At 71.7% G+C, this 22,652-nt stretch carries 20 protein-coding genes; 9 read left to right on the top strand and 11 right to left on the bottom strand.

Annotation, left to right across the window (positions count from 1 at the left end):
* Positions 1-202: 202 nt before the first annotated feature.
* Complete coding sequence (locus AB0M11_RS09135) at positions 203-1,195, bottom strand: phospholipase D-like domain-containing protein (RefSeq protein WP_365703015.1); 993 nt, start codon at positions 1,193-1,195, stop codon at positions 203-205.
* Between the two features lie 321 nt (positions 1,196-1,516).
* On the opposite strand from AB0M11_RS09135, the gene AB0M11_RS09130 reads away from it, so the two are divergent.
* Positions 1,517-3,901: an excinuclease ABC subunit UvrA gene (locus tag AB0M11_RS09130; RefSeq protein ID WP_365703013.1), complete on the top strand. Its 2,385-nt coding sequence runs from the start codon at positions 1,517-1,519 to the stop codon at positions 3,899-3,901.
* Positions 3,902-4,135: 234 nt separating this feature from the next.
* Entirely contained in the window at positions 4,136-4,924 is a 789-nt protein-coding gene (locus AB0M11_RS09125) for a BTAD domain-containing putative transcriptional regulator (RefSeq protein ID WP_365703011.1), read from the top strand.
* Here the strand turns inward: AB0M11_RS09125 and AB0M11_RS09120 are convergent.
* The 4 genes from AB0M11_RS09120 to AB0M11_RS09105 all read right to left on the bottom strand — a co-directional run bounded on the left by AB0M11_RS09120 (position 4,878) and on the right by AB0M11_RS09105 (position 10,207).
* Complete coding sequence (locus tag AB0M11_RS09120; RefSeq protein WP_365703009.1) at positions 4,878-5,951, bottom strand: MsnO8 family LLM class oxidoreductase; 1,074 nt, start codon at positions 5,949-5,951, stop codon at positions 4,878-4,880. The two genes, AB0M11_RS09125 and AB0M11_RS09120, sit on opposite strands and share 47 nt — an antisense overlap.
* Positions 5,948-7,237 carry an MFS transporter gene (locus AB0M11_RS09115; RefSeq protein ID WP_365703007.1) on the bottom strand — a complete coding sequence of 430 codons (1,290 nt, stop codon included), beginning with the start codon at positions 7,235-7,237 and terminating at the stop codon, positions 5,948-5,950. Before AB0M11_RS09115 ends, AB0M11_RS09120 begins: the two co-directional genes overlap by 4 nt.
* The gene (lanKC, locus tag AB0M11_RS09110) at positions 7,234-9,975 is read right to left on the bottom strand and encodes a class III lanthionine synthetase LanKC (protein ID WP_365703005.1); all 2,742 of its coding nucleotides are present in this window, start codon (positions 9,973-9,975) and stop codon (positions 7,234-7,236) included. Before lanKC ends, AB0M11_RS09115 begins: the two co-directional genes overlap by 4 nt.
* A 109-nt stretch (positions 9,976-10,084) precedes the next feature.
* Positions 10,085-10,207, bottom strand: a complete 123-nt coding sequence (locus AB0M11_RS09105; RefSeq protein ID WP_365703003.1) for a hypothetical protein — start codon at positions 10,205-10,207, stop codon at positions 10,085-10,087.
* A gap of 242 nt (positions 10,208-10,449) precedes the next feature.
* Between AB0M11_RS09105 and AB0M11_RS09100 the strand changes: the two genes are divergently transcribed.
* Both AB0M11_RS09100 and AB0M11_RS09095 read left to right on the top strand, forming a co-directional pair.
* A complete protein-coding gene (locus tag AB0M11_RS09100; RefSeq protein WP_365703001.1) occupies positions 10,450-11,025 on the top strand; it encodes a hypothetical protein in 576 nt (191 codons plus the stop codon).
* A gap of 59 nt (positions 11,026-11,084) precedes the next feature.
* A complete protein-coding gene (locus AB0M11_RS09095; protein ID WP_365702999.1) occupies positions 11,085-11,591 on the top strand; it encodes a MarR family winged helix-turn-helix transcriptional regulator in 507 nt (168 codons plus the stop codon).
* Positions 11,592-11,657: 66 nt separating this feature from the next.
* On the opposite strand, the gene AB0M11_RS09090 is transcribed toward AB0M11_RS09095, so the two are convergent.
* The 4 genes from AB0M11_RS09090 to AB0M11_RS09075 all read right to left on the bottom strand — a co-directional run bounded on the left by AB0M11_RS09090 (position 11,658) and on the right by AB0M11_RS09075 (position 15,697).
* The gene (locus AB0M11_RS09090) at positions 11,658-12,089 is read right to left on the bottom strand and encodes a universal stress protein (RefSeq protein WP_365703121.1); all 432 of its coding nucleotides are present in this window, start codon (positions 12,087-12,089) and stop codon (positions 11,658-11,660) included.
* Positions 12,090-12,302: 213 nt separating this feature from the next.
* On the bottom strand, positions 12,303-13,160 hold the full coding sequence (locus AB0M11_RS09085) for a DMT family transporter (RefSeq protein WP_365702997.1): 858 nt from the start codon (positions 13,158-13,160) through the stop codon (positions 12,303-12,305).
* Positions 13,161-13,279: 119 nt separating this feature from the next.
* Positions 13,280-14,197: an NADP-dependent oxidoreductase gene (locus AB0M11_RS09080; RefSeq protein WP_365702995.1), complete on the bottom strand. Its 918-nt coding sequence runs from the start codon at positions 14,195-14,197 to the stop codon at positions 13,280-13,282.
* Positions 14,198-14,341: 144 nt separating this feature from the next.
* Positions 14,342-15,697, bottom strand: a complete 1,356-nt coding sequence (locus AB0M11_RS09075) for an RICIN domain-containing protein (RefSeq protein WP_365703119.1) — start codon at positions 15,695-15,697, stop codon at positions 14,342-14,344.
* A gap of 435 nt (positions 15,698-16,132) precedes the next feature.
* Between AB0M11_RS09075 and AB0M11_RS09070 the strand changes: the two genes are divergently transcribed.
* Positions 16,133-17,377: an MFS transporter gene (locus AB0M11_RS09070; RefSeq protein ID WP_365702992.1), complete on the top strand. Its 1,245-nt coding sequence runs from the start codon at positions 16,133-16,135 to the stop codon at positions 17,375-17,377.
* A gap of 176 nt (positions 17,378-17,553) precedes the next feature.
* Here the strand turns inward: AB0M11_RS09070 and AB0M11_RS09065 are convergent, their stop codons facing one another.
* Entirely contained in the window at positions 17,554-18,468 is a 915-nt protein-coding gene (locus tag AB0M11_RS09065; RefSeq protein WP_365702990.1) for an SDR family oxidoreductase, read from the bottom strand.
* An 85-nt stretch (positions 18,469-18,553) separates the two neighbouring features.
* On the opposite strand from AB0M11_RS09065, the gene AB0M11_RS09060 reads away from it, so the two are divergent.
* Positions 18,554-19,117, top strand: coding sequence for a helix-turn-helix domain-containing protein (locus tag AB0M11_RS09060; protein ID WP_365702988.1), 564 nt, complete (start codon positions 18,554-18,556; stop codon positions 19,115-19,117).
* A 128-nt stretch (positions 19,118-19,245) separates the two neighbouring features.
* Here AB0M11_RS09060 and AB0M11_RS09055 read toward each other — a convergent pair whose 3' ends face one another.
* The gene (locus tag AB0M11_RS09055; RefSeq protein WP_365702986.1) at positions 19,246-20,223 is read right to left on the bottom strand and encodes a DJ-1/PfpI family protein; all 978 of its coding nucleotides are present in this window, start codon (positions 20,221-20,223) and stop codon (positions 19,246-19,248) included.
* A 137-nt stretch (positions 20,224-20,360) separates the two neighbouring features.
* Here AB0M11_RS09055 and AB0M11_RS09050 point away from each other — a divergent pair, with 137 nt between their 5' ends.
* The 3 genes from AB0M11_RS09050 (at position 20,361) to AB0M11_RS09040 (ending at position 22,587) form a co-directional block, all read left to right on the top strand.
* Entirely contained in the window at positions 20,361-20,999 is a 639-nt protein-coding gene (locus AB0M11_RS09050; protein WP_365702984.1) for an HD domain-containing protein, read from the top strand.
* 170 nt (positions 21,000-21,169) lie between these two features.
* Positions 21,170-22,108 carry an NADP-dependent oxidoreductase gene (locus tag AB0M11_RS09045; protein WP_365702982.1) on the top strand — a complete coding sequence of 313 codons (939 nt, stop codon included), beginning with the start codon at positions 21,170-21,172 and terminating at the stop codon, positions 22,106-22,108.
* Positions 22,105-22,587, top strand: a complete 483-nt coding sequence (locus AB0M11_RS09040; RefSeq protein ID WP_365702980.1) for a cupin domain-containing protein — start codon at positions 22,105-22,107, stop codon at positions 22,585-22,587. The genes AB0M11_RS09045 and AB0M11_RS09040 overlap by 4 nt, the downstream gene beginning before the upstream one ends.
* Positions 22,588-22,652: the final 65 nt, after the last annotated feature.

Below are 22,652 nucleotides of genomic sequence, written 5' to 3'. Positions count from 1 at the left end.
AGGGCGTCGCCGTGCCGGGTACCCTCTCCTGCGACCATCTGGCGAGCCTCCTGCCCCCAGCAGCATAGATCGCCCGATGATCTCGCCTGACCTGGCTTTCGGCGTCGGCCGGGGAACGGTTCGACGGTCCGGTGCACCATTCCGGTGCGCCCCCCGTCCCGGCCGTGCCGAGGCGCGGCCGGGACGGGGCCGGTCCGGACCGCTACGCGGCGGTGCCGCCCGCGTAGTCGCTGTTGAACGTGGTCTCGACGGTCGTGGCCACGGACTGCGCCACTCCGGTGCCGGTGAGGATGATGCCCAGCTCACGGTTGCTGGAGAGCGAGTTGCTGCTGATGTTCATCGAGCCCGCCTCCACCTCCTGGGTGGACAGGCCGTAGTCGGCGACCATGGCCTTGGCGTGGATGTAGAAGCCGTTGGGGTCGGAGTAGCCGACGACCGTGCCGCCGGCGGCCTCGACGGCGGAGACCTCGCTGGAGTAGTCGCCCGGCGTCTCCAGGACGACCCGCACCTTCACGCCCGCCTCGGCCCTGGCGACGATGGCGTTGACCACCGTGCTGTCGCTGAACTCCAGTTCCTCGACGTCGAGCGTCTTGGTGGCGGCGTTGATCACGGTCAGCAGGCGGCTGCGCGAGTCGGTGGGGGACCAGAGCAGGTGGTCGCCGTCGGTCGGGGTGATCGAGGTGCCGGCGTAGTCTGCGTTGAAGACCTTCTCGATCGCCGCGACGTCCCGGGTGTCGTCGGTGAAGACGCCGTAGTCCCGGCCGGTCGCGTAGTACTGGGAGGTCAGGTTGCCCGTCAGGACGAGCGACTTGGTGCCGTCGACCGTGATGGTCTTCTGGTGCGTGTAGACGAAGCGGGTCGGTGACCAGGCCACGCCCACGCCCGCGTTGGTGAGGGCCGTGTAGGCGGAGTTGTCGGCGCTCTTGTGCGCCTGGTCCAGGACGACCCGCACGGTGACGCCCTTGTTCTTCAGGGCTATGAGGTCGTTGACGGCCGTGGTGTCCTCCAGCTCGTACATCGTCATGTCGAGCGAGCTGGTGGCCGAGTTGATGAAGTCGTAGATCGTGGGCTCGCTGCTGCTGAGGGAGAAGGCGAACGCGGAGTAGCTCGCGGCGTTCGCCGGGACCGCGGTCGCGACCACGGCCGCGGTGGCCGCCAGGGCGACACCCGCGCGAACGAGAAGCTTCGACAGCATGTGCATGACTCCTAGGCGAGTAGACGCTCACGTGGGGGGTGGGTGAGCGTGGGCATGACACCACGCGCGTAGACTGCCGAGGAAGGGGAGCCGGGTGAACTCGCCGTTACCTGTGCGGCGCCCCGGCGGACATAGCGGACCTGGCGCAGGTGGGGGCCGGTTCATGGGCATCTTGCGGGAACGCAAAATCTTGGTAGCCCCGGTCCGGGAGCGGTCCGGCGTCCGGGCCGGTCAGGAATGGAGAAGCGTTACCCTTCGTCCCTCGCTAGCGTGGCGGCGACCGCCACAGACGCTGCACAGCAGACGGAGACGGGTTCGAGCATGGCCGAAGAGACCGGGACGACGACGCCCACGCTGCACGTGGCCGACAGCCACGGCCTGATCCGCGTGCACGGCGCGCGGGAGAACAACCTCAAGGACGTCAGCATCGAGATCCCCAAGCGCAGGCTGACGGTCTTCACCGGAGTCTCCGGCTCGGGCAAGAGCTCCCTGGTGTTCGACACCATCGCCGCCGAGTCGCAGCGGCTGATCAACGAGACCTACCCCGCCTTCGTCCAGGGCTTCATGCCCAGCCTGGCCCGCCCCGAGGTCGACGTCCTCGACGGACTGACCACCGCGATCATCGTCGACCAGCAGCGGATGGGCGGCGACCCGCGTTCCACCGTCGGCACCGCCACCGACGCCAACGCCCTGCTGCGCATCCTCTTCAGCCGCCTCGGCAAGCCGCACATCGGCTCGCCCAAGGCGTTCTCCTTCAACATCGCCTCGATCAGCGGGGCGGGCGCCGTCACCGTGGAACGCGCCGGGCAGAAGGTGAAGGAACGGCGCAGCTTCAGCATCACCGGCGGCATGTGCCCGCGCTGCGAGGGCCGCGGCGCCGTCACCGACCTCGACCTCGCCCAGCTCTACGACGAGAACCTGTCCCTGAACGAGGGCGCGATCACCGTCCCCGGCTACAAGGGCGGCGGCTGGAACTCCCGCCTCTACATCGAGTCCGGCTTCGTCGACCCGGACAAACCGATCAGCAAGTTCACCAAGAGGGAGCTGCAGGACTTCCTGTACCGGGAGCCGACCCGGATGAAGATCGCGGGCATCAACATGACCTACGAAGGTCTGGTCCCGCGCATCCAGAAGTCGATGCTCTCCAAGGACAAGGAGTCGATGCAGCCGCACATCCGCGAGTTCGTGGAGCGCGCTGTCACCTTCGCCACCTGCCCAGACTGCGACGGCACCCGGCTGAGCGAGGGCGCCCGCTCCTCCAGGATCGACGGCATCAGCATCGCCGACGCCTGCGCGATGCAGATCAGCGACCTCGCCGAGTGGGTGCGCGGCCTCGACGAACCCTCGGTGGCGCCGCTCCTCGACACGCTGCGGCACACCCTGGAGTCGTTCGTGGAGATCGGCCTCGGCTACCTCTCGCTCGACCGCCCGGCCGGCACACTGTCCGGCGGCGAGGCGCAGCGCACCAAGATGATCCGCCACCTCGGCTCCTCGCTCACCGACGTCACCTACGTCTTCGACGAGCCCACCACCGGCCTGCACCCGCACGACATCCAGCGGATGAACGGCCTGCTGCTGCGGCTGCGCGACAAGGGCAACACCGTGCTCGTCGTGGAGCACAAGCCGGAGGTCATCGCCATCGCCGACCACGTCGTCGACCTCGGCCCCGGTGCCGGGGCGGGCGGCGGCACCGTGTGCTTCCAGGGCACCGTCGAGGGGCTGCGCACCAGCGGCACCGTCACCGGCCGCCACTTCGACGACCGGGCCTCGCTCAAGGCCGCCGTCCGCAAGCCCACCGGCACGCTGGAGATCCGTGGCGCGTCCACCCACAACCTGCGGGGCGTCGACGTCGACATCCCGCTCGGCGTCCTGGCCGTGGTGACCGGTGTCGCGGGCTCCGGCAAGAGCTCCCTGGTGCACGGCTCGATCCCGGCCGGGGCCGGGGTGATCTCCGTCGACCAGGGCGCCATCCGCGGCTCCCGGCGCAGCAACCCGGCGACGTACACCGGCCTGCTCGACCCGATCCGCAAGGCCTTCGCCAAGCAGAACGGCGTCAAGCCCACCCTGTTCAGCCCCAACTCCGAGGGCGCCTGCCCCACCTGCAACGGCGCCGGGGTGGTCTACACCGACCTGGCGATGATGGCGGGCGTGGCCACCACCTGCGAGGAGTGCGAGGGGAAGCGGTTCGAGGCGTCGGTCCTCGACTACCGTCTCGGCGGCCGTGACATCAGCGAGGTGCTGGCGATGCCGGTGACCGAGGCCGAGGAGTTCTTCGGCGCGGGCGAGGCGCACACCCCGGCGGCCCACCGCATCCTCCAGCGTCTCGAGGACGTCGGCCTCGGCTACCTCACCATCGGGCAGCCGCTCACCACCCTGTCCGGCGGTGAGCGCCAGCGGCTCAAGCTGGCCACGCACATGGCCGACAAGGGCGGCGTCTACGTCCTCGACGAGCCGACCGCGGGCCTGCACCTCGCCGACGTCGAGCAGCTCCTCGCCCTGCTGGACCGGCTGGTCGACTCCGGCAAGTCGGTCATCGTCGTCGAGCACCACCAGGCGGTGATGGCCCACGCCGACTGGATCATCGACCTCGGCCCCGGCGCCGGCCACGACGGCGGCCGGATCGTCTTCGAGGGCACCCCGGCCGACCTGGTGGCCGCCCGCTCGACCCTCACCGCCCAGCACCTCGCGGAGTACGTCGGCGGGTGAGACTCCGGGACTCTGACAGGCGACCGACAGCTTCCGGCACGTGAGACCTCGATCGTGGCGCGGACGGCGCACCGGTCGTCCGGGTCCGTTGAACGGAACGGGACGCGACAGGGCGGGGACGAAGGATCACTCTGTCGTCCTGCGGCCCGGCGAAGGCCGCGAGATGCGTCCGAAACGGGGGTAATGATGGGACAAGGAGCGGCCGTTCCGCGGCCCGGCACCGTTCGGTTCTCCGTGCTGGGTCCGCTCTCCGTCGCCCACGGCGGCGCCGACGGGCCCCGGTCCGTCGGGCCACTCAAACAACGCGTGCTCCTCGCCATGCTGTTGTGCCGCCCCAACACCGTCGTCCGGATCGACGTGCTGACGGACGCCCTGTGGGAGGCCGAGCCGCCGAGGACGGCACGCAAGAACATCCAGGTCTATGTCTGGGCCCTGCGCAAACTCCTGGCCGACGTCGGCGCGGGCGGACGACTGGTCCGCCATACCGGCGGCTACCTGCTGTCGGTGGGCGACGAGGAACTGGACTCCTTACGGTTCCGCAAGCTCGCCGATGCCGGCCGGGAGACCGCGGACCAGGGGAACCTCCCTGCGGCGGCCGGGCTGTTGCGCCGGGCGCTGAGCCTGTGGAACGGACCCGCGCTGCCGGAACTGCGCTGTTCGCGGGCCCTGTCCGAGGAGGCCGACCACCTGGGCAGGCAGTACCTGCAGGTCTACGAGGACTGGGCGGAGGCCGAGCTGGCGCTGGGCAACGCCAAGGTCGTCGCGGGCACCATCGGCGAGCTGACCGGACTGCATCCGCACCGCGAACGGCTGCGCGCCGCACACATGGACACGCTGTTCCAACTGGGGCGGCAGACCGAGGCGTTCGCCGTCTACGACGAGTACCGCCAGGTGCTGGCACGGGAGTTCGGGCTGGGACCGAGCCCGGTGCTCGAAGCCAGGTACCGGTCCATGCTGTCCGGCGGCAGGAACCTGATCAGCGCACCGCGACAGGCGCCGAGGCCGGCGCCCGTCGACCCGTGAGCAGGCGCAGGGTCCGGCCGCGCCCCGTCGCGGTGACGTCGAAGGGGACCAGCATGATCTCGTCGGCGCCCAGCGCGCCCGCCACCTGGTGGACAGCCGTGGTGACCGTGGCGCGGCCGCCGTGGACCACCTGCTGGTCCGCCAGGAACCGGCGGGCGAGGAACTCCTCCCGGGTCGGCGACAGCGGCTGTCCGGCGGCCGCCCCCGTGCGCCGGACCACGGTGTGGCCCGCGGCCCGCAGGGCCAGACGCTCGGCCTCGGCGTCGTTCTCCGCGCAGAGCACGTTGAGCGAGGCGATGACGTAGGGGCGGGCACCGTGCGGGCCGGGGGAGAAGGCCGCCCGGTAGCGTTCGACCGCCGCGGGACGGCACTTGGAGCGGCCCAGGTGATGGCCGTAGACGAACGGCAGTGAGCGCTCCGCGGCGATGCGTGCCGAACTCTCCCCCGCGCCCAGGACGTAGACCCCGGCCGGTGCGGTGACCCGCGGGGACAGGAAGAGGGAAGGGTTGTCCGGGAGCGGTGCCGCGGGGGCCGACGGGCCCAGGAAACCGGTCAGTTCGTCGAGCAGCGCGGGGAACTCGACCGTCGCCCGCGCGTCGCGTCGCAGCGCGGCCTCCAGCAGCGCCCGGTAGGCCGGGGTCCCGGCGGTGCTGGAGGAGCGGCCGACCCCGAGGTCGATCCGCCCGGGGTACAGGGCGGACAGGGTGGCGAACTGTTCGGCCACCACGTAGGGGGCGTGGTGGGGCAGCATCACCCCGCCCGAACCGACCCGGATGCGACGGGTGCGGGCGGCGAGGTGCGCGATGAGGACCGCGGGAGCGCTGCTGACGACATCGGGCGAGCCGTGGTGCTCGGCGACCCAGAAGCGGTGGTAACCGCACTCGTCGGCGACCCGGGCGACGTCGGCGATCTCCCGGACGACCTGGGCGGCCGGGAGCCGGCCGTCCGTCGCGCCCACTTCCAGCACCGACAGCGGGACCGAGGGGACGGCGCGGCCGGCGGTGTCCTGGCTCTGTGGCGTGTTCACAGGGAACTCCTGTCCTCGGTCGGGGGGCCGGGCCGGGGCGGCACGGGCAGGGCGAGGGGGACACCGGCCAGCAGGGCGAGCGCCCCCGCGAACACCGCGGCGGTGCCGGGCAGCGACAGACGGGCCAGCAGCAGTCCGGCGGCCAGCGGCCCGAAGGGCTGGAGGAACTGGGCGAGGAGGCTGCTGGTGGTGGTGACCCGGCCGTAGATCTCCTCCGGCACGGCCACCGCCATGATCGTGGCGAACGTCGCCGTGCCCACCGGCGTGAGCAGGCACAGCGCGCAGAAGCCGCCGACGAACGCGACGGTGCCGCCCCCGCTCCAGGCGAGGGCCAGCAGCGTGGCGCCGAGCGCGGGTGTCAGCGCCAGGGTCGCCTTCAGGGGCACGTGGCGCTGGAGGAGAGGGGTGAGCAGAGAGCCGGCCAGACCGACGGCGGCCGCCGCGCTCATGGCCGTACCCACCAGCACCGGTCCGTCGGGCAGCCGGCCCACGCCGAGGATCAGGGCATACGCCAGCGCGGAGAACGCCACGTTCAGACCGGCGAAGTAGGCGGCGCAGCGGCGCATGAACCGGTCCCTGACCAAGTACCGCCACCCCGCGGTGAATTCGGCCCGGAACGGCTGCCGGGCCGGCCCCGGCTCCGCCGCGCCCGCGTCGCGGCCGGCCGCGCGCCGGCCTGCCCGCCGCGCGCGGACCGCCCTGCTGACGCAGAGGGCGGAGACGCCGAAGGTCAGGGCGTCGACCGTGAAGGGCACGGCGGGGGACAGCGACAGCAGCAGCCCGGCCGCGGCCGGTGCGGCGATGTCGGCACCGTAGGCCCGAGCCTGGTTCAACGACATCGCCGTGCCCAGCTGTCCGGCCGGCACGACGCGTCGGACGACCTTGTTCTGAGCCGGCCGGAAGACCTCCAGCGCCGCGTCGGACGCGATCACGGCCGCCAGCGCCAGCGCGATCGGCACCGGGCGCAGCAGCACCCATACGGCCACCGCCCCGACGGCGGTCATGCGGATCAGGTCGCACAGGAGCATCAGGGTGCGCGGGTCGTGGCGGTCGCTCAGGTAGCCGGCCGGCAGCCGGGTCACGAGCGCGACGACCAGGGAGGCCGTGCCGACGGTCGCGGCGGCCGTGGCCGAACTGCCCGCCGCCAGCAGCACCAGCGGCAGCACGACGAACGTCATCGACGACCCGAAGTCCGACAGCGCCTGTCCGATCCACAGCAGCCGGAACGCCCGGTTGCGGCCGAGCCGGGGAGCTCCGACCTCGTCCAGGGGCACGGTGGCGGTCATGCGACGCTCCCCGGCATCGTCAGCAGGTCGTCCAGCAGGAAGTTCGTGTTGGTGCGCGCCCCGGGGCGGGCCCTGTGCAGCCGGTCCAGGAAGAGGGCGACACCGGCCGAACCGGTCGCCAGGTCACCGCTCTCCCGTACCGTCTGCTCACCCGGGAAGACCACGCCCTCCGGCCGTCGCACGGCGCTGCACAGCACCGCCTCCGCCGCTCGCCGCGCGTCGCCCAGCAACTCCGGGTCGCCCAGGAACTCGTAGGCGTCGAGCAGGACGTTGCCGAGGCCGCTGAGCCCGTGGAACAGCTGGGGGAACGTCGTGTACTTCCGCCGTACGTCCGGCAGCAGCTCCGCGACGCGCTTGCCCAGGGCCTCGTCCCCCGTCACCTGGTGGTAGCGGAGCAGCGTGGTCAGGATGCCGGCGGTGCCCTCGTCCCAGTAGTGGCGCAGGACGGAGGCCGGTTCGCCGGTGGCCGCGACGGCCGGGAAGGACAGCAGGCCGGTGGGCGAGTACGTGCCGCAGGACAGGTCGAACTCCAGGCCGGCGCGGCCCAGTTCCAGCGCGGTCCGGTCGCCGGTCGCCGCGTGCAGGGCCAGCAGGAACATGGCCACACCCGAGGCGCCCTCGCCGTAGCCGACGGGGACGTGCCGGCCGGAGCCCGGCCAGTGCGCGCGGCCGTCCTCGTGCCGGGCGGTCCGCGCGAGGTGTGCGCCGATCTCGCGGGCCCGGTCGAGGAACTCGCCCCCGCCGGTGTCGCGCCACAGCCGCAGGCACGCCATCCCGTGTCCGGCGGCGCCGGTCAGTACGCCCGGTTCGGCGTACAGCAGCGGATGTCCGCCGGCGTCGCGCAGGATCCGGGCGGCCGCCTCGCGGTGACCCAGCGCCGACAGCACCCAGGCGACGCCCGCCGAACCGTAGTAGAGGCCGGGCGGCAGTGCGGTGTGCCCGGTCGGTTTGCGCAGGGCCCACGCCAGGAGGGTGTCGGGCACCGTCGCGCCCATGGTGTGCAGGGCGTAGAGGCAGCCGTAGGCGCCGTGCGCGACCGAGAGCGGATTGGTCTCGAAGACCAGCATGTCCGCAGGGAAGAGCCGGTCCTCGCGGTGCGGGTCGGCGGTGCGGTAGAGGTACTGCGTCACGCCGTCGAGGACGGTCGCGATCCGCCGGTGCAGCTCGGCCCCGGACCCTTCGTCCGGTGTCACGCGGTGGGCGAGCGGCGGGGTCCGGCGCCACGCGGTGGTGAACGGCAGCTCGGCCAGCCGGCGGCGCAGTTCCGCCGGGTCGGGCAGCGGTGCGTCCTCGTCGTAGAGTTCCCTGACGAGGGCGACCAGTTCGCCGGGCAGCGCGAGGTCGTCGGCCACCGCGTCGAGCAGGCGCAGCGGCACGGCGTGCTCGACGAGGTCGTTCTGCTGGCAGGTCAGGACGCAGCACAGGATGATCCCGCCGAGCGCGTAGTAGTCGGAGCGCCGGTCGCCACGGCCGGCGGCCACCGCGCGCCGGGTTACCGTGCCGGGGGTGCCCAGCCCCGCGCCGCCGCCGCGGTCCTCGTGGAAGGCGGACTCCAGGTCGATGACCCGGATCCGGTCGTCCGCGGTGACCATGATGTTGGTCGGCGACAGGTCGCCCAGCACGATGCCGCGTTCGTGACAGGCCGCGATCGCGTCCGCCACCTGCAGCCACAGCAGCCGGAACCGGTCGTAGTAGTCGGTCAGCGCGGCCGGGGTGAGGTCCAGCCCGTACAGCGGGTTGTGGGCGACACTCAGATGCCCCAGATGGCCCCCCTCGACGTGCTCCTCGGCGATGAACGCGTGCTCCCACTCCTCGAAGAACGCGACCGGGCGCACGAACAGGCCGGTGTCGGCCAGTTCGGTGAGCAACTCGTACTCGTGGCGCAGCAGTCGCACCGCGTCGATGCCCTCCGGGCCCACCTCGACACCGGGCCGCGCCTCGCGCAGGACGACGTCCGCGCCCGTCTCGGTGTCCACGCCGCGGTAGATGCCGCCACGATTGCTGAAGGCCAGCGCGCTCTCCACCGTGAACCGGCCGTTCAGCAGGCCCCGGCCGGCGCCTGACGAGCCACCCGGGGCCGTGCCCGCCGCCCGCTCCGTACCGGCGTACGGATCCCGCGCCCAGCTCGGCGCGGACCAGAAAGGGGTGCGCACATCCGGCACCAGCGAGCCGTCCGGGGCCTGCATCAGCAGGTTCCGCAGACCCAGCGGCCCGAGCGCGAAGCGGCTGACGAAGCCGCCGTAGCGGTAGGACACCACCTTCGAACCGGGGCAGCGCCGGTCGGACAGGATGTACGGCCCGTCCAACTCCTTCAGCGCCTCGGTCAGTTCCGACGCGACGGCGTGGAACTGCGGGGTGTCGGCGGGGTAGACGGTGATGAACTTCCCGCTCGAAGCGCGCGGGAACGACTTTCCGTTGGCCTCGCGCACCGCCAGGGGGTCCATCAGGAACTTGAAGCGCACCCCCGCGTCGCGCAGCACGGGCAGCGACCGCCGCAATGTCTCGGCGCTGGTGCGGGAGGTCGCCGCGACGTGCAGTTTCCAGCCCTCGCCGACCACGGGCGCGTCGGGCGGTTCGGCGATCATCCAGTACCCCCGGCGCCAGGTGCGCCAGCTGCCGGGCACCGTCGCCCGGTAGATGCTCAGGTGCTCGCTGCCCGGCTCCCGCCGGCCGAAGTCCTCGAACCACCGCGGATCGTGGTTCATGTACGACAGCACGTTCTCCCACGGCAACTGCATGTCGGGCCGCCCCCTTCTCGTCCTCGTGAACGCGATCCCCGCGGGCGGTCCCGGACGGGTTGCGGCGCGTGGGCCGGCACCGTCGGGGACCGCCGTGTTCCGGTGCCTGTCAGCAGCTGGTGATGGCGCAGGAGCTGCAGCTGAAGACGATGGAACTGGTCGGGGTCTCGACCTCCATGCTCTGCAGGGACAGGACGAACTCCGCCTCGACGAGTTCGGTGTTCTCGGCCATGACGATCTCCACTCTCGGTCGACGTCAGCGACCTCCGCTGACGTCTCCATGCTGGAGAGGGCCGCTTCGGAAACGGCTTGGGCACGGTTGGTCACCGGTATGCCGCCGTACCATCGAAGAGCGATCAGCGGGTGTGACGGCGTGGTCCCCTCCCGCTCGTGTGCGGCCCGTGCGACGCGACCACAAGCGCGGTCACCGACGGAGTCGGCACGGCCGGCAGCCGACATCAGGGACAGGCAAGGATGAGCGACCAGACCGATCACTCCGCCTCGACGGCCATGACGGCCCAGGCGTTCTCACCGGACAGCCCTGTGGTGCGCCGCCGCCATCGACGGGCTGTGGCGCAGCTCGCCCTGTGCGTCGTGGTGCTCGTCCCCTGGACCGTCTACCTCGCCGTCTCGCTGCCCGATCGCTTCGAGGCCCGGTACTGGCCCATGGTCTGGGTGGGCTTCGACGTGATGCTGATGGTGTCGCTGGTCGGCGCCGGGGTGGCGGTCTGGCTGAGACGGCAGGCCCTGATACCGATGTCCTTCGTGGCGGCCACCCTGCTGGTCTGCGACGCCTGGTTCGACATCTCCCTGAGCTGGGGGAGGGGCGACGTGTGGGTGAGCACGGCCTCGGCCGTGCTGGTGGAGCTGCCGCTCGCCTTCCTGCTCGTCATGCGCGCCCGAAGGGTGCTGAAGATCTCGGCTCAGCTGGCCTGGCAGCGACTGGGACTCGCAGGCGAACCGCCACCGCTGTACAGGCTCCCGCTGTTCGTCGCTCTGGCACCCTCGGTCGGCGTGCCGGAGGAGCCGAAGGGGACCGAGGAGCCCTGACGGAGTCGGGACCGGAGCTTTCGTTTGAACAGTCAAACAATGCCCGTTAGGGTACCCGCATGACCGTGACGCCACGCTGGCTGAACCCCGAGGAGCGGCGGGCGTGGCTCGCCTACGTCCAGTTCTCCACCCACCTGTCCGACCACCTCAACCGCCAGCTGCGGCGCGACGCGGGCATGACCCACGCGGACTACACGCTGCTCGCCCACCTGTCCTCGGTCCGGGACCACGGTCTGACCATGTCCCAGCTGGCCGAACGCCTGAAGATCACCCGAAGCCGGCTCACCCACGCCGTGACCCGTCTCCAGGAGGCCGGCTATGTCGACCGCCGCGAGGACCCCGCCAGCCGCCGGAACCAGCGCGCCGTCCTGACCCCGGCCGGCCTGGCCCTCCTGGAACGCGAGGCCCCGGGCCATGTCGAGGCGGTCCGCCGTGCCGTCTTCGACGTTCTCACCCCCGAGCAGGTGACCCGGTTCGCCGAGATCGGCGAGGCGATCAACGCCGCCCTGCAGCGGATGGACGCCGACGGCGACGCACAGGAAGCGCTGCCCTGGCGGCGGCGGTGACCCGCCGACGGGCCCGCCGCGGACCGGAGGTGTCCACGGCGAGCCGCAACCACGGGAACCTTCCGGTCAGGCCTTGACGTCGCCCGCCGGGGCGAGCAGGACCGCCGTGCCGGTGCGGTGCGCGACGGCGTCACTGACCCGAGGGTCGAACAGCGCTTCGACAGCGCCGCGGTGGTGGGGGCTGAGCACGATGAGATCGGCGCCGAACTCCGCCGCGGTCTCCGAGATGGCATCCGCGACCTGCGTCGTCAGCCCCCGCACGAGGGTTCCCTCGGCCTTGACCCCCTGGTCGCGCAGATCCGCCAGCGCCTCGTCCAGGACGGCCTGCGCCTCCGTGTCGTCCTCCAGCGCGACGACCGTGGCCATGGAGACGGCGGACGTGATGACGTGTACGACGCGGACCTCGGCGTTCGTCAGCTGTGCCAGCTCGCCGGCCAGCCTCACGGCGGAGCGGCGGGCGGGGCTGGGATCGACGGCCACCAGGATGCGCTGAAACACGGACACTTCTGTTCCCCTTCCGGGGGAGTGGAAGGGCTACTCGGTGATCAGGGACGCCGGATCACGGCGTGTCGGGTCGGCGCGTCCGGCGCCGAACGAGTTCTTCCACCCCACCTGGTGATCATCTCACCGCGCCCGCGACGCGCGAGCGGCGGGTCTGTGTAACACCCACTGAACTGCCGGGGGCCGGACGGCATCGACCGCGGTGCGGCCTCACCCGGTGACGTCCTTGAGGTGCGGTACGACCCGGGTCAGTCGGACGACGCCCCACAGGATCAGGCCGGCCCCGATCGCCTCGGGCAGCAGCCACCAGCCGGTACGGACCGACTCGCCGAACAGGATGACGCCGAGTGACAGGCTCACCGCGGCGTCGCCGATGGTCAGTGCCGGCTGGGAGGCGACCAGCGGTCCGGCCTGCAGCGCGTTCTCCAGGAACATCAGCGCCGCGATCCCGGTCAGCGCGCAGGCGTAGGTCTGCCAGGTGGTGAGGAAGGCGACCAGCCCCGCGTCGGCGAGCCGGTCCGTGGCCGACTTCATGAACGCGGCGGCCAGCGCGTTGCCGACGGCGGCGCCCGTGGCCAGGGCCGCCGCGCGGAACAACGCGGACGACGAGGACCGCACGAGCAGCACGGTGACGGCGATGGCGCCCAGGGCGCAGGCGAGGACCGGAATCCACCGCACCATCGACGCCTGCTGCCGGCCGCCGTGCGGCGCGGCCGAGGCCAGCAGCAGCGCGAGACCGGCCACCACACCCGCGATCGCCCACCAGCCCGCCGGGTTCGGCCGCCGGTGCAGCAACGGCATGGCGATCAGCAGGGCGAACGGCAGCTCCAGCATGAACAGCGGCTGCACCAGCGCCATCGGGCCGTTGATCAGGGCGAGCGCCTGGAAGACCGCGGCCCCCGTGACCCCGGCGATCCCGATGGCCCAGGCGGGACGCCGGGCCAGCGCGAGCAGCAGGCGCAGTCCGGTGCGGCCCGGCAGGGTGGACGCGGCCTTGCGCTGGAAGGCCGTGCCCGTCGCATTGCTGACGGCACCCAGCACGGCGAAGAGCACGGCGAGCACCATCATGGTTCCAGCATGCCCCGAGGGGTCCGCACCCTGCGCCCCGACGCTCCCCGCCACCGGGTGAACCCGCAGCTCATCAGCGCTGCCGGTGCTTCTGCCGCATCCGGCGCCCTGCTCGACCGCTACGGCCTGAGGACGATCTTGCCCTGGACGTGCCGCCCTTCCAGGTCACGGAACGCGTCCTGCACGCGCTCCAGCGGATAGGTACCGGCGATCGGCACGTCCAGTTCCCCGCGTGCGGCGAGCCGGGCGAGCTCGCCGACCACGACCGCGCAGGCCGCCGAGCCCTCACCGTAGGTCCGCGCGCCCACCTTGCCCGCGGCGGACCAGTCACGGATGGTGTTGATCCGCTCGGGCCGCACCCCGAGTTCCACGGCCATCTCCACATAGCCGTCGCCGAAGGTGTCGATGAACGCGTCGACGCTGCCGCCCGCGGCCCGCCGGACCCGCTCGGCGGCCCCCGCCCCGTAGCTGACCGGAACGATTCCGTGGTCCGCCAGCCAGGCGTGGTTGCGCTCGCTCGCCAGGCCGATGACGGTGGCACCGCGCCGCCGTGCGAGCTGCACGGCGAGCGACCCGACCCCGCCGGCCGCGCCGGACACCACCACGGTGTCACCCGGCAGGGGGTCCACCGCGAACACGGTGGCGTAGGCGGTGGTGCCCGCCACATAGAGTGACCCCGCCACGTCCCAGGCGAGTCCCTCCGGGCGGGAGACCAGGTTCACGTCCTCCGCCACGACGAGCTCCGCATGGCTCGCCCGCTGGTGAGTGAAGCCCAGGACCTCGTCCCCGACCGCGAAACCCCGCACCTCGGGACCGGCTTCGACCACGACACCGGCCAGGTCGCTGCCCTGCCCCGAGGGAAACGTGGCCGGCCACCGCCCGTGCCGGGCCCCCTCGCGGATCATCACCTCACCGGGCTGGATTCCGGCGGCCCGGACCTCGACCAGCACCTGCCCGGGGCCCGGCGCCGGCCGCGGCACCTCCTCGACCCGCAGCACCTCGATCCCGCCGTAGCCGTGGAACCGGACCGCTCTCATCGCGCCACCACCGTCCCGGGGACGGTGCGGTCGTGTGATGTTGTCGTCATGCGCACATGCTGGCAGGCCGGATACGGGAGCGGTGGTCCATTTCCCGGCCCACCCGCATGAACGCTGCTCGGGGCGGCACGGCTACCGGCGCGGTCACTGCCCCGGCGCGAGGATGTAGGTGTTCAGGGTGCCCACGGCCGACAGCGGGGTGGGGGAGCCGGTGTCATAGCGGTCCACAGCCAGGTAGTTGGGCTTCTTGCGGGCGGCGGGGGTGCAGAAGTTCTGGGCGCGGTTGAGGAGCTTGCCGTTGTCGGTGGCGGCGGTGGAGGCGATGGGGTAGTCGCGGAAGTGGTTCATGACGAACAGCGGGTGGAAGGCGGACGAGTCGGTGGTGAGGGGTCTGCCGGTGCCCCAGCGGCTGTAGCAGGACCAGTCGGAGTCGCCGATTCCGCCGCCCATGGACCAGTAGTTCTCCACGGTCCATTCGCGCTGGTACATCACGCCGAAGGTGTCGCGGGTGGTCCAGCCGTTCGCGGTGTCGCTCGCCCGGGTGCGGTCGCTGAAGATCAGCAGCTGTTTGCCGCGGGCGGCGAGATCGGCCATCGTGGGCCAGCCCTTGGTGGCCACGCCTTCCTGGTCCGGCCGGTACAGCACGTCGTAGAGGCCGCTGACGGACGCGAGGGACGACTTCAGCACGTCGGACGAGGCGTAGTCCTCCAGGAAGACCGTGGCGAACTGACCCGGGTGGGCCTTGAGGAAGTCGACGATGCGCTGGAGGTCGGTGGCGAGCGGCACGGGGCTGCTCACGCCGTCGCAGCTGTTGTGGCAGAGCACGGCCTGTCCGGAGACGGTGTAGTCGTCGAGCATGAAGCCGCGCACGCCGTCGTTCAGCTGGCGGCTGATGCCGTAGTTCTGGTTGGGGAACAGGTTGACAGGGAACGAGGCGAAGTTGCCGTCGGCTCCGTTGGCGAAGGCGTTGTGCGCGGTGAGGAAGGTGACCTGGTCGAGGGTACGGGTGTCCGCGGAGGGCATCGCCGAGGTGGCGTAGGAGACCGGGGTGAGGTACCAGCGGGCGAGGTCGCCGGAGGAGCCGAGCTGCACGGCGCCGGTGTCCGAGGACGAGCCGGTGAGGTACTGCGCGGTGCCGGGGACCGTGACGGTGTAGGTGCCGTCGGTGCCGGGAGCGACGGTCCAGGTGGTGCCGTCGGCGCCGCAGGCGGCGGTCACCGCGGCGGTGCCGCTGCGTCCCAGGCAGGTGCCGGACTCGTCGGCGTTCCGCAGCTGGTATCCGCCGCCGACCGCGACCGGCGTCCACTGCTGGTGGTCCTCGTTGCCTTTGGGGTTGTGGGCCACGACGGTGCCCCCGCTGTCGGCCGCGTCGAGGCCGGTGACGTAGTTCTGGAGGTAGACCGAGGAGGTGGGCACCGCCGCCGACGCGGTGCCGGGAAGCAGCACGGGCGCCGACAGGGCGAGGACGGCGGAACAGCACAGGACGCGCAGGGGGCGCAGACGCACGGGGATTCCCTTCACTCTGGCGGGGCACGGAGTGCCAACCGCTGTCAGAGGCATGACATACCTGCTGCCACGTGTTGTGCGCCAGTCCCTCGGGGTGAATTCCTCTTTCTGGAGCGGTAGGTGACGATCCGTCAAGTGGGTGCGGGCGGCCGGGTTCGGTGTCCAGCGGAGCCTTGAAGACGGCCACCGGGTGACACGACGGGAGTGACACGTCGGGGGTGGCACGGCAGGGGTGACACTTGTCACCGCGTGGTGAGCGGTGAGTCAGGAATGCGCGCGCACGCCATCGCGCTGCAACGTTCTTGGGGTGTGCTGGGCAAGGGTGCTCGGCGCGGTCGGCCCCGGAGGTGGAGAAGCCGTCCGGGCCCGTTCCCGTTCCGCGCCCTCTGCCGTCCCCGGACCACCGTCCTCGAAAGGCCCCTGCTCACCATGCCCTTGGCTCTGCTGGCCCTCGCCGTCGTCACCTTCGGCATCGGCACCACCGAGTTCGCCACCATGGGGCTGCTGCCCCAGATCGCGGACGGCGTCGGGGTGTCGGTGCCGCACGCCGGCAACCTCGTCTCGGCCTACGCCCTCGGCGTCGTCGTGGGAGCCCCCGTGCTGACCGGCATCGGCGCGCGCGTGCCCCACAAACGGCTGCTGCTCCTGCTGACCGGGCTCTTCGTGATCGGCAACACGGCGTCCGCGCTCGCCCCGAACTTCGGTCTGCTCTTCGCCGCCCGCTTCCTGGCCGGACTCCCGCACGGCGCGCTCTTCGGCGTGGGCGCCGTCGTCGCCTCCAGGCTGGTCGCCCCGGACCGCGCCGCACGCGCCGTCTCCCGGGTCTTCCTGGGCCTCACCATCGCGAACATCGTCGGAGTCCCCGCGGGTACGGCCCTCGGCCAGCATCTGGGCTGGCGCTACGCCTACTGCGCGGTCGCCGTCATCGGCCTGGTCGCCCTCGCCGCGCTCGCCCTCCTCGTCCCCCACCAGCCGCGCGGCCCGCAGGCGGGCATCCGTCAGGAACTGCGGGCGATGGGGAACCGCCAGGTCTTCATCGGACTGGCCACCGCGGTCGTCGGCTTCGGCGGCTTCTTCGCCGTCTACAGCTACCTCGTCCCGATGCTGACCCACCTGACCGGCATCTCCGACTCCTCCACCACCCTGGTCCTCGCCCTCTACGGCGTCGGCATGACCGTCGGCACCCTGGTGGCCGGCCCCCTCACCGACCGCGCCCTGCGCCCGACGCTCTACGCCGGCATCGTCCTGCTGGCGGCCGGGCTGGTGACCTTCTACTTCACGGTGCACAGCACGATCCCGGCGCTGGTGACGGTCACCCTCATCGGCGCGATGGGCGCGCTGATCACCACACCCGTCCAGATGCTCCTGATGATCAACGCGAAGGACGCTCCCACCATGGCGGCGGCCTCCAACCACTCCGCGTTCAACATGGCCAACGCGGCCGGCGCCTGGCTGGGCGGCCTGGTCATCTCGGCGGGCTGGGGCTGGGCGGCCCCCGACCTGGTCGGCGCTGCGCTCGCCCTGGCCGGCCTCGCCCTGGCCGTCACCGGCGGTGTCCTCGACCGGGGCAGCCGTGCCTCGAAGGTGATCACCGCGCAGGACGGCCCGGACTCCGCACAGGTCGCAGGCGGCGCGTCCCCCGTGGCAGGGGCGACCGACCGCAACCACGGCTGAGCCCGGCCGGGCGCGAGGCGGAGTCTCGAGCCCGTCGCGGAGCTCCCGCCTCCCGGGGCGGTCCGCCTCGCCCTCGCCACTCGCGCCGGCCCCCGCCCCGCTGCTCGGCCCCGCTGCTCGCCGGCGGCACACAGGGCGGCAGCGGGGCGGCCGGCGACGGTTCGCCCTCCCGTGCGTCAGGCGGCCGGGCCGAAGTAGTGGCCCTTGTCGAGGTCCTCCACCAGGCCCGGGTGCGAGGGGCGCCAGTCCAGCAGTTCCCGGGTCGCGAGGCTGGAGGCCGGGTTGTCCAGACCGATGAAACCGCCGAGCCAGGTGAAGTGCTCGGTCGCGTCGGCGGGCGCCACGGAGACGACCGGCACCCCGAGGTGGCGGCCGATCACCTCGGCGACGTCACGGATCGGGACGCCCTCCTCGCCGGCTCCGTGCAGCACCGAACCCGCCGGAGCCTTCTCCACGGCCAGCCGGAACAGCCGCCCGATGTCGAGCCGGTGCGCGGCGGGCCAGCGGTTCGCGCCGTCCCCGACGTACCCGGAGACGCCCCGCTCCCGGGCGATGGCGACCAGCGCCGCCATGAACCCGTTGTCCCCCTCCCCGTGGCAGGTGGGGGCGAGCCGCACCACCGAGGAGCGCACACCGCGCGAGGCCAGTCGCAGCGCGGCGAGGGCGGTGGCGTGGCGCAGTGAGAACGCCGAGTCGTCGACCGCGGGCATGTCCTGCTCGGTCACCACCCGCCCGGGGGCGATGCCCAGCAGGCCCGAGGCGAGCACGAAGGGCCGGTCGGAACCGGCCAGCACCTCGCCGAACGCGTCCACGGCACGGCGGTCGGCCTCCGCGGCCCCGCGGAAGTCACCGGTGAAGGCGATGTCGTGCTTGAAGGCCAGGTGGATCACGCCGTCCGTCGCGGCGGCGGCCTCGCGCAGCACGTCGAGATCGTCGACGGTGCCGCGCACCACGTCCGCCCCCGCGGTGGTGAGCGCGGCGGCGGAGGCGTCCGACCGGGCCAGCCCGAGCACCTGATGGCCGGCGTCGAGCAGTTCGGGAACGACGGCGGAGCCGAGCCAGCCGGACGCGCCGGTCACGAAGACACGCATGGGAGAACCCCTGACTATCGATGACAGTGACTGACATCGACGGTAGCACTCGATGTCAGTCACTGTCATCGCGTAGGATTCGGCCATGGGCAGATGGGAGCCGAACGCGCGCGAGCGTCTGGCGGCGGCGGCGTTGCAGCTCTACAGCGAGCAGGGGTACGAGCAGACGACCGTGGCGCAGATCGCCCGGCAGGCGGGCCTGACCGAACGCACCTTCTTCCGGCACTACGCCGACAAGCGCGAGGTGCTCTTCGCGGGCTCCCCGCTCCAGGAACTGGTCGTCTCCGCCGTCGCGACGGCCCCGCCGTCCGCGCCGCTGGCCGAGGTGCTCGGCGCCGGACTCGACGCGGCCTCGGAGATGTTCACCGGCCGCCGCGAGCACGTCCTGCTCCGGCAGGCGGTGGTGGCCGCCCACCCGGAGCTCCGGGAACGCGAGCTGATCAAACTCGCCGCGCTCGCGACCGCCCTCGCGGACGCCCTCCGGGACCGCGGCGTGCCGGAGCCGACCGCGTCCCTGGCCGCGGAGACCGGGGTGGCCGTGTTCAAGGTCGGCTTCGAGCGGTGGATCACCGCGGCGGAGGAGACCGACATGGCCCCCCTCCTGCACGACCTGCTGGACCGACTCGGCAAGCTCACGGCCGAGGGCTGACCGCCGTACGGGCCAGGGGGACATATGCGTCCCGTTTGTCCACGACTCTGGGCGGCGCGGGTGAGGCAGGGATGGTCGCAGTGCACCTGCCGGAGACGCATCGGTGTCCGTGCGGTGACAGCTTCGTCCTACTGCCGCCCTTCGTCGGCTCGGCGTGTTGTGCTGAAGCGGCGCTGGTACGCGGCGGGGCTCAGTGACAATTCCCTTGCGAAAACCCTCCGCATGCTCTCGTAATTCGGGAATCCGGCGAGGGACGCCGTCTGCGTCGCGGTATGCCCCTGGTCGAGCAGGGCTTTCGCCATGTCGAACCGGATCATTTCCACGTAACGGGCCGGTGTGGTGGACAGCTCTTCGCGAAAGAGCCGTGTGAGGTGGCGAGGGCTCACATTGAGCTGCTGGGCGAGTTCGCCGAGTGAGTGGTTTCCCCCGGGATTCGCCGTGATCAGGTCGGTGATTCTGCGGACGGCCGGAGATCGGGGCGGCGGTCCCTGCAGGGGGGCGGAGAACTGCGACTGGCCGCCCGAACGCTGCAGATAGACCACCAGGGCGCGGGCGACATCGCGGGTCAGGTCGGGGCCGTGGTCCTCCTCGACGAGTGCCAGTGCCAGGTCGATGCCCGCGGTCACCCCCGCCGAGGTGTAGGTGGTGCCGTCGCGGACGTAGATCGCGTCGGGTTCGACGCGGCTGGCCCGGCAGCGGGCGGCGAGTTCGTGCGCGACCTTCCAGTGCGTGGTCGCGCGCTTGCCGTCCAGGAGACCGGCGGCGCCGAGGATGAACGCTCCGGTGCAGATGGACGCGACCCGGCCGGCCCGGACCGCCAGCGTTCGCGTGGCCTCGATCAGATCTCGCGGCACAGGTGTGCGCGGGTAGAGGTCCGCGCCGGCCACCAGGAACGTGTCAGCAGCGAGCTCCGTGGCGGCGCCGTCGACCGCGATCCGGATCCCGATGGACGACGTGACATCGGCACCGGTCGGAGACACGAGCGTGATCGTGTAGTCGGCACCGAGCCGGTTCGCTTCGCCGAACACCTCCGCCGGGCCGACGACGTCCAGCATTTTGACCCCGTCGTAGACGAGGACCGCGACCCGATGCGTGGCCGATCCCACGATCCCGCTGCCCGCGTGTCCGGATTCGGGTGACTCATGGCCGGACCGAGGGAGCGCCGGACGCCGGGTGGTCGGCAGTGTGGAAGACGTACGCACCGTCCATTCGTAACACACCGATATCGCAAGGAGCAGAGATCATGAACGAGATGATCGCAGGGGTGGAGATACCTGAAACGGCGGCGGTCGCGGAAGCCACCCGCCTTGTGCGGGAGATGACCAGACCCCTCGTCTACCACCATTCCCGGCGCGTTTTCGCCTTCGGCGCCCTGCACGCTCACCGGCTCGGCCTGAAGCCCGACCCTGAGCTTCTCTACCTGTCCGCCATGTTTCACGACACGGGTCTTCTGACGCCGTTCTCCGACGTCGAGCAGCGCTTCGAGGTCGACGGAGCCGACCACGCACGCACGTTCATGCTCGACCGCGGATTCCCGGCCACGGCCGCCGACGTGGTGTGGACGGCGATCGCGCTGCACACGACCCCGGGAATACCCGACCGGATGGGCCCGGAGATCGCCATCACATACTTCGGAGTTCTGACCGACGTGCTCGGCTTCGGTCTGGAAGAGCTGGATCGCGGCCAGGTGGACGAGATCACCGCCGCCCATCCGCGGGGCGACTTCAAGAACGAGTTCCTGCAGGCCTACGTCGACGGACTCAAGCACCGCCCCGAGACGACGAACGGGACCGTGAATTCGGACGTGCTGGAGCACTTCGTTCCCGGTTTCCGCCGCACCACCACGGTCGAGCGCATGCTGGGCGCTCCCTGGCCGAGCTGAGGCCTGCCGCAGAGCCCTCGACGCCTGGTGCCACCGCGTAACGGGCGACGACGGACGACGCCGGAACAGGTGAGATCGATCATGCGGCACGGCATACATCCACCTGCAGCCGCCACGAGGACGGCGCGCGGACTGTGTGCTCGGGTCGCCCTTGCCCAGTAAGGAACCGTATGCAAGCCATCACTGTGCGAAACCGGGACGCCGGCCTAGCCGGGATGTCCCTGACGGACATGCCCTACCCCCATGCTTCCGAGAACGACGTCATCGTCCAGGTGCACGCCGCCGGGTTCACCCCTGGCGAGCTGGACTGGCCGGCGACGTGGACCGATCGCGCCGGACGCGATCGGACCCCGAGCGTGCCCGGTCACGAGCTGGCCGGTGTCGTCGTGGAACTGGGGTACGGCACCACCGGCCTCAGCGTCGGACAGCGGGTGTTCGGCCTGACCGACTGGACCCGTGACGGCACACTCGCCGAGTACACCGCGGTGGAAGCCCGCAACCTGGCCCCGCTGCCGGCGGACATCGACGACACCGTGGCCGCCGCGCTGCCGATCTCCGGACTGACCGCCTGGCAGGGCCTGTTCGACCACGGCCGCCTCACCACGGGCCAGACCGTCCTGATCCATGGTGCCGCGGGTGGCGTCGGCTCGATCGCGGTACAGCTCGCCCGCGAGGCCGGCGCCCGCGTCATCGGCACCGGCCGGGCGTCCGGCCGGGACAGGGCACTCGCCCTCGGCGTCGACACCTACATCGACCTGCAGAACGACAAGCTGGAGGACGCCGGCGAGGCCGACGTGGTGTTCGACGTGATCGGCGGCGACGTCCTCGACCGCTCGGCCGCCCTGGTCCGGGCCGGTGGCACGCTGGTCAGCATCGCCATGCCGCCCAAGGTCCGGCCCAAGGACGGGCGGGCCGTCTTCTTCGTCGTCGAACCCGACCGGGCGCGGCTCGCCGATCTCGCCACGCGACTGAGGGACGGCCGCCTCAAGCCCGTCGTCGGCGCGGTGCGGCCGCTCGCCGAAGCACCCTCCGCCTTCGCGCCCGGCCGGCACGCCCCGGGCAGGACGATCATCCGCGTCACCGAAGACTCGACAGGAGACCGATCATGAGGGGACCGCGGATCGCCGGTGGCCTGCTGGTCCTGGCCGCGCTGACCGCGGCCACTGCCTGCTCGACCGCGGACCGGCCCGCCCAGCCCAAGGGGACGACCGTGGCCGTGGCATCGCCTGCGGTCAGGTCATCGGCACGCCCCACCGAAACCCTCAAGCCGCTGCTCCAGCAGGCGCTGCCGAATGTGAAGGGCAAGACGTTCACCTCGGTGATCGTCGACTTCCCGCCCGACGCGCGCGCGATGCCGCACCGGCACGGCCAGGCGTTCGTCTACGCCTACGTGCTCGAAGGCACTGTGCGCAGCCAGCTGGCCGGCAAGCCGGTGACCACCTACCACCAGGGCGACAACTGGGTCGAGCCGCCAGGTGCCCACCACGTCCTCACCGAGAACACCAGCCCGACCGAACGGGCCAGGCTCCTGGTCGTCTTCGTCTCCGACACCGGAGAAAAGCTCAAGGTCGACGACCCGGCGTCGTAGCCCGGAGCACGCAACGGGCGGCAATGCCCCGCCCACCACTCGGCCCCCTGCCGAACACACCCGAC

The sequence above is a fragment of the Streptomyces sp. NPDC051987 genome (assembly GCF_040680735.1).
In the GTDB taxonomy this organism is placed as follows: domain Bacteria; phylum Actinomycetota; class Actinomycetes; order Streptomycetales; family Streptomycetaceae; genus Streptomyces.
This window is presented reverse-complemented; position numbering and strand designations above follow the sequence as displayed.

Excerpts from the sequence above, each read along its gene's own strand:
- AB0M11_RS09135 (WP_365703015.1), bottom strand. The coding sequence starts at position 1,195 with ATGCTGTCGAAGCTTCTCGTTCGCGCGGGTGTCGCCCTGGCGGCCACC.
- AB0M11_RS09130 (WP_365703013.1), top strand. The coding sequence starts at position 1,517 with ATGGCCGAAGAGACCGGGACGACGACGCCCACGCTGCACGTGGCCGAC.
- AB0M11_RS09115 (WP_365703007.1), bottom strand. The coding sequence starts at position 7,237 with ATGACCGCCACCGTGCCCCTGGACGAGGTCGGAGCTCCCCGGCTCGGC.
- lanKC (WP_365703005.1), bottom strand. The coding sequence starts at position 9,975 with ATGCAGTTGCCGTGGGAGAACGTGCTGTCGTACATGAACCACGATCCG.
- AB0M11_RS09105 (WP_365703003.1), bottom strand. The coding sequence starts at position 10,207 with ATGGCCGAGAACACCGAACTCGTCGAGGCGGAGTTCGTCCTGTCCCTG.
- AB0M11_RS09100 (WP_365703001.1), top strand. The coding sequence starts at position 10,450 with ATGAGCGACCAGACCGATCACTCCGCCTCGACGGCCATGACGGCCCAG.
- AB0M11_RS09095 (WP_365702999.1), top strand. The coding sequence starts at position 11,085 with ATGACCGTGACGCCACGCTGGCTGAACCCCGAGGAGCGGCGGGCGTGG.
- AB0M11_RS09085 (WP_365702997.1), bottom strand. The coding sequence starts at position 13,160 with ATGATGGTGCTCGCCGTGCTCTTCGCCGTGCTGGGTGCCGTCAGCAAT.
- AB0M11_RS09080 (WP_365702995.1), bottom strand. The coding sequence starts at position 14,197 with ATGAGAGCGGTCCGGTTCCACGGCTACGGCGGGATCGAGGTGCTGCGG.
- AB0M11_RS09070 (WP_365702992.1), top strand. The coding sequence starts at position 16,133 with ATGCCCTTGGCTCTGCTGGCCCTCGCCGTCGTCACCTTCGGCATCGGC.
- AB0M11_RS09065 (WP_365702990.1), bottom strand. The coding sequence starts at position 18,468 with ATGCGTGTCTTCGTGACCGGCGCGTCCGGCTGGCTCGGCTCCGCCGTC.
- AB0M11_RS09060 (WP_365702988.1), top strand. The coding sequence starts at position 18,554 with ATGGGCAGATGGGAGCCGAACGCGCGCGAGCGTCTGGCGGCGGCGGCG.
- AB0M11_RS09050 (WP_365702984.1), top strand. The coding sequence starts at position 20,361 with ATGAACGAGATGATCGCAGGGGTGGAGATACCTGAAACGGCGGCGGTC.
- AB0M11_RS09045 (WP_365702982.1), top strand. The coding sequence starts at position 21,170 with ATGCAAGCCATCACTGTGCGAAACCGGGACGCCGGCCTAGCCGGGATG.
- AB0M11_RS09040 (WP_365702980.1), top strand. The coding sequence starts at position 22,105 with ATGAGGGGACCGCGGATCGCCGGTGGCCTGCTGGTCCTGGCCGCGCTG.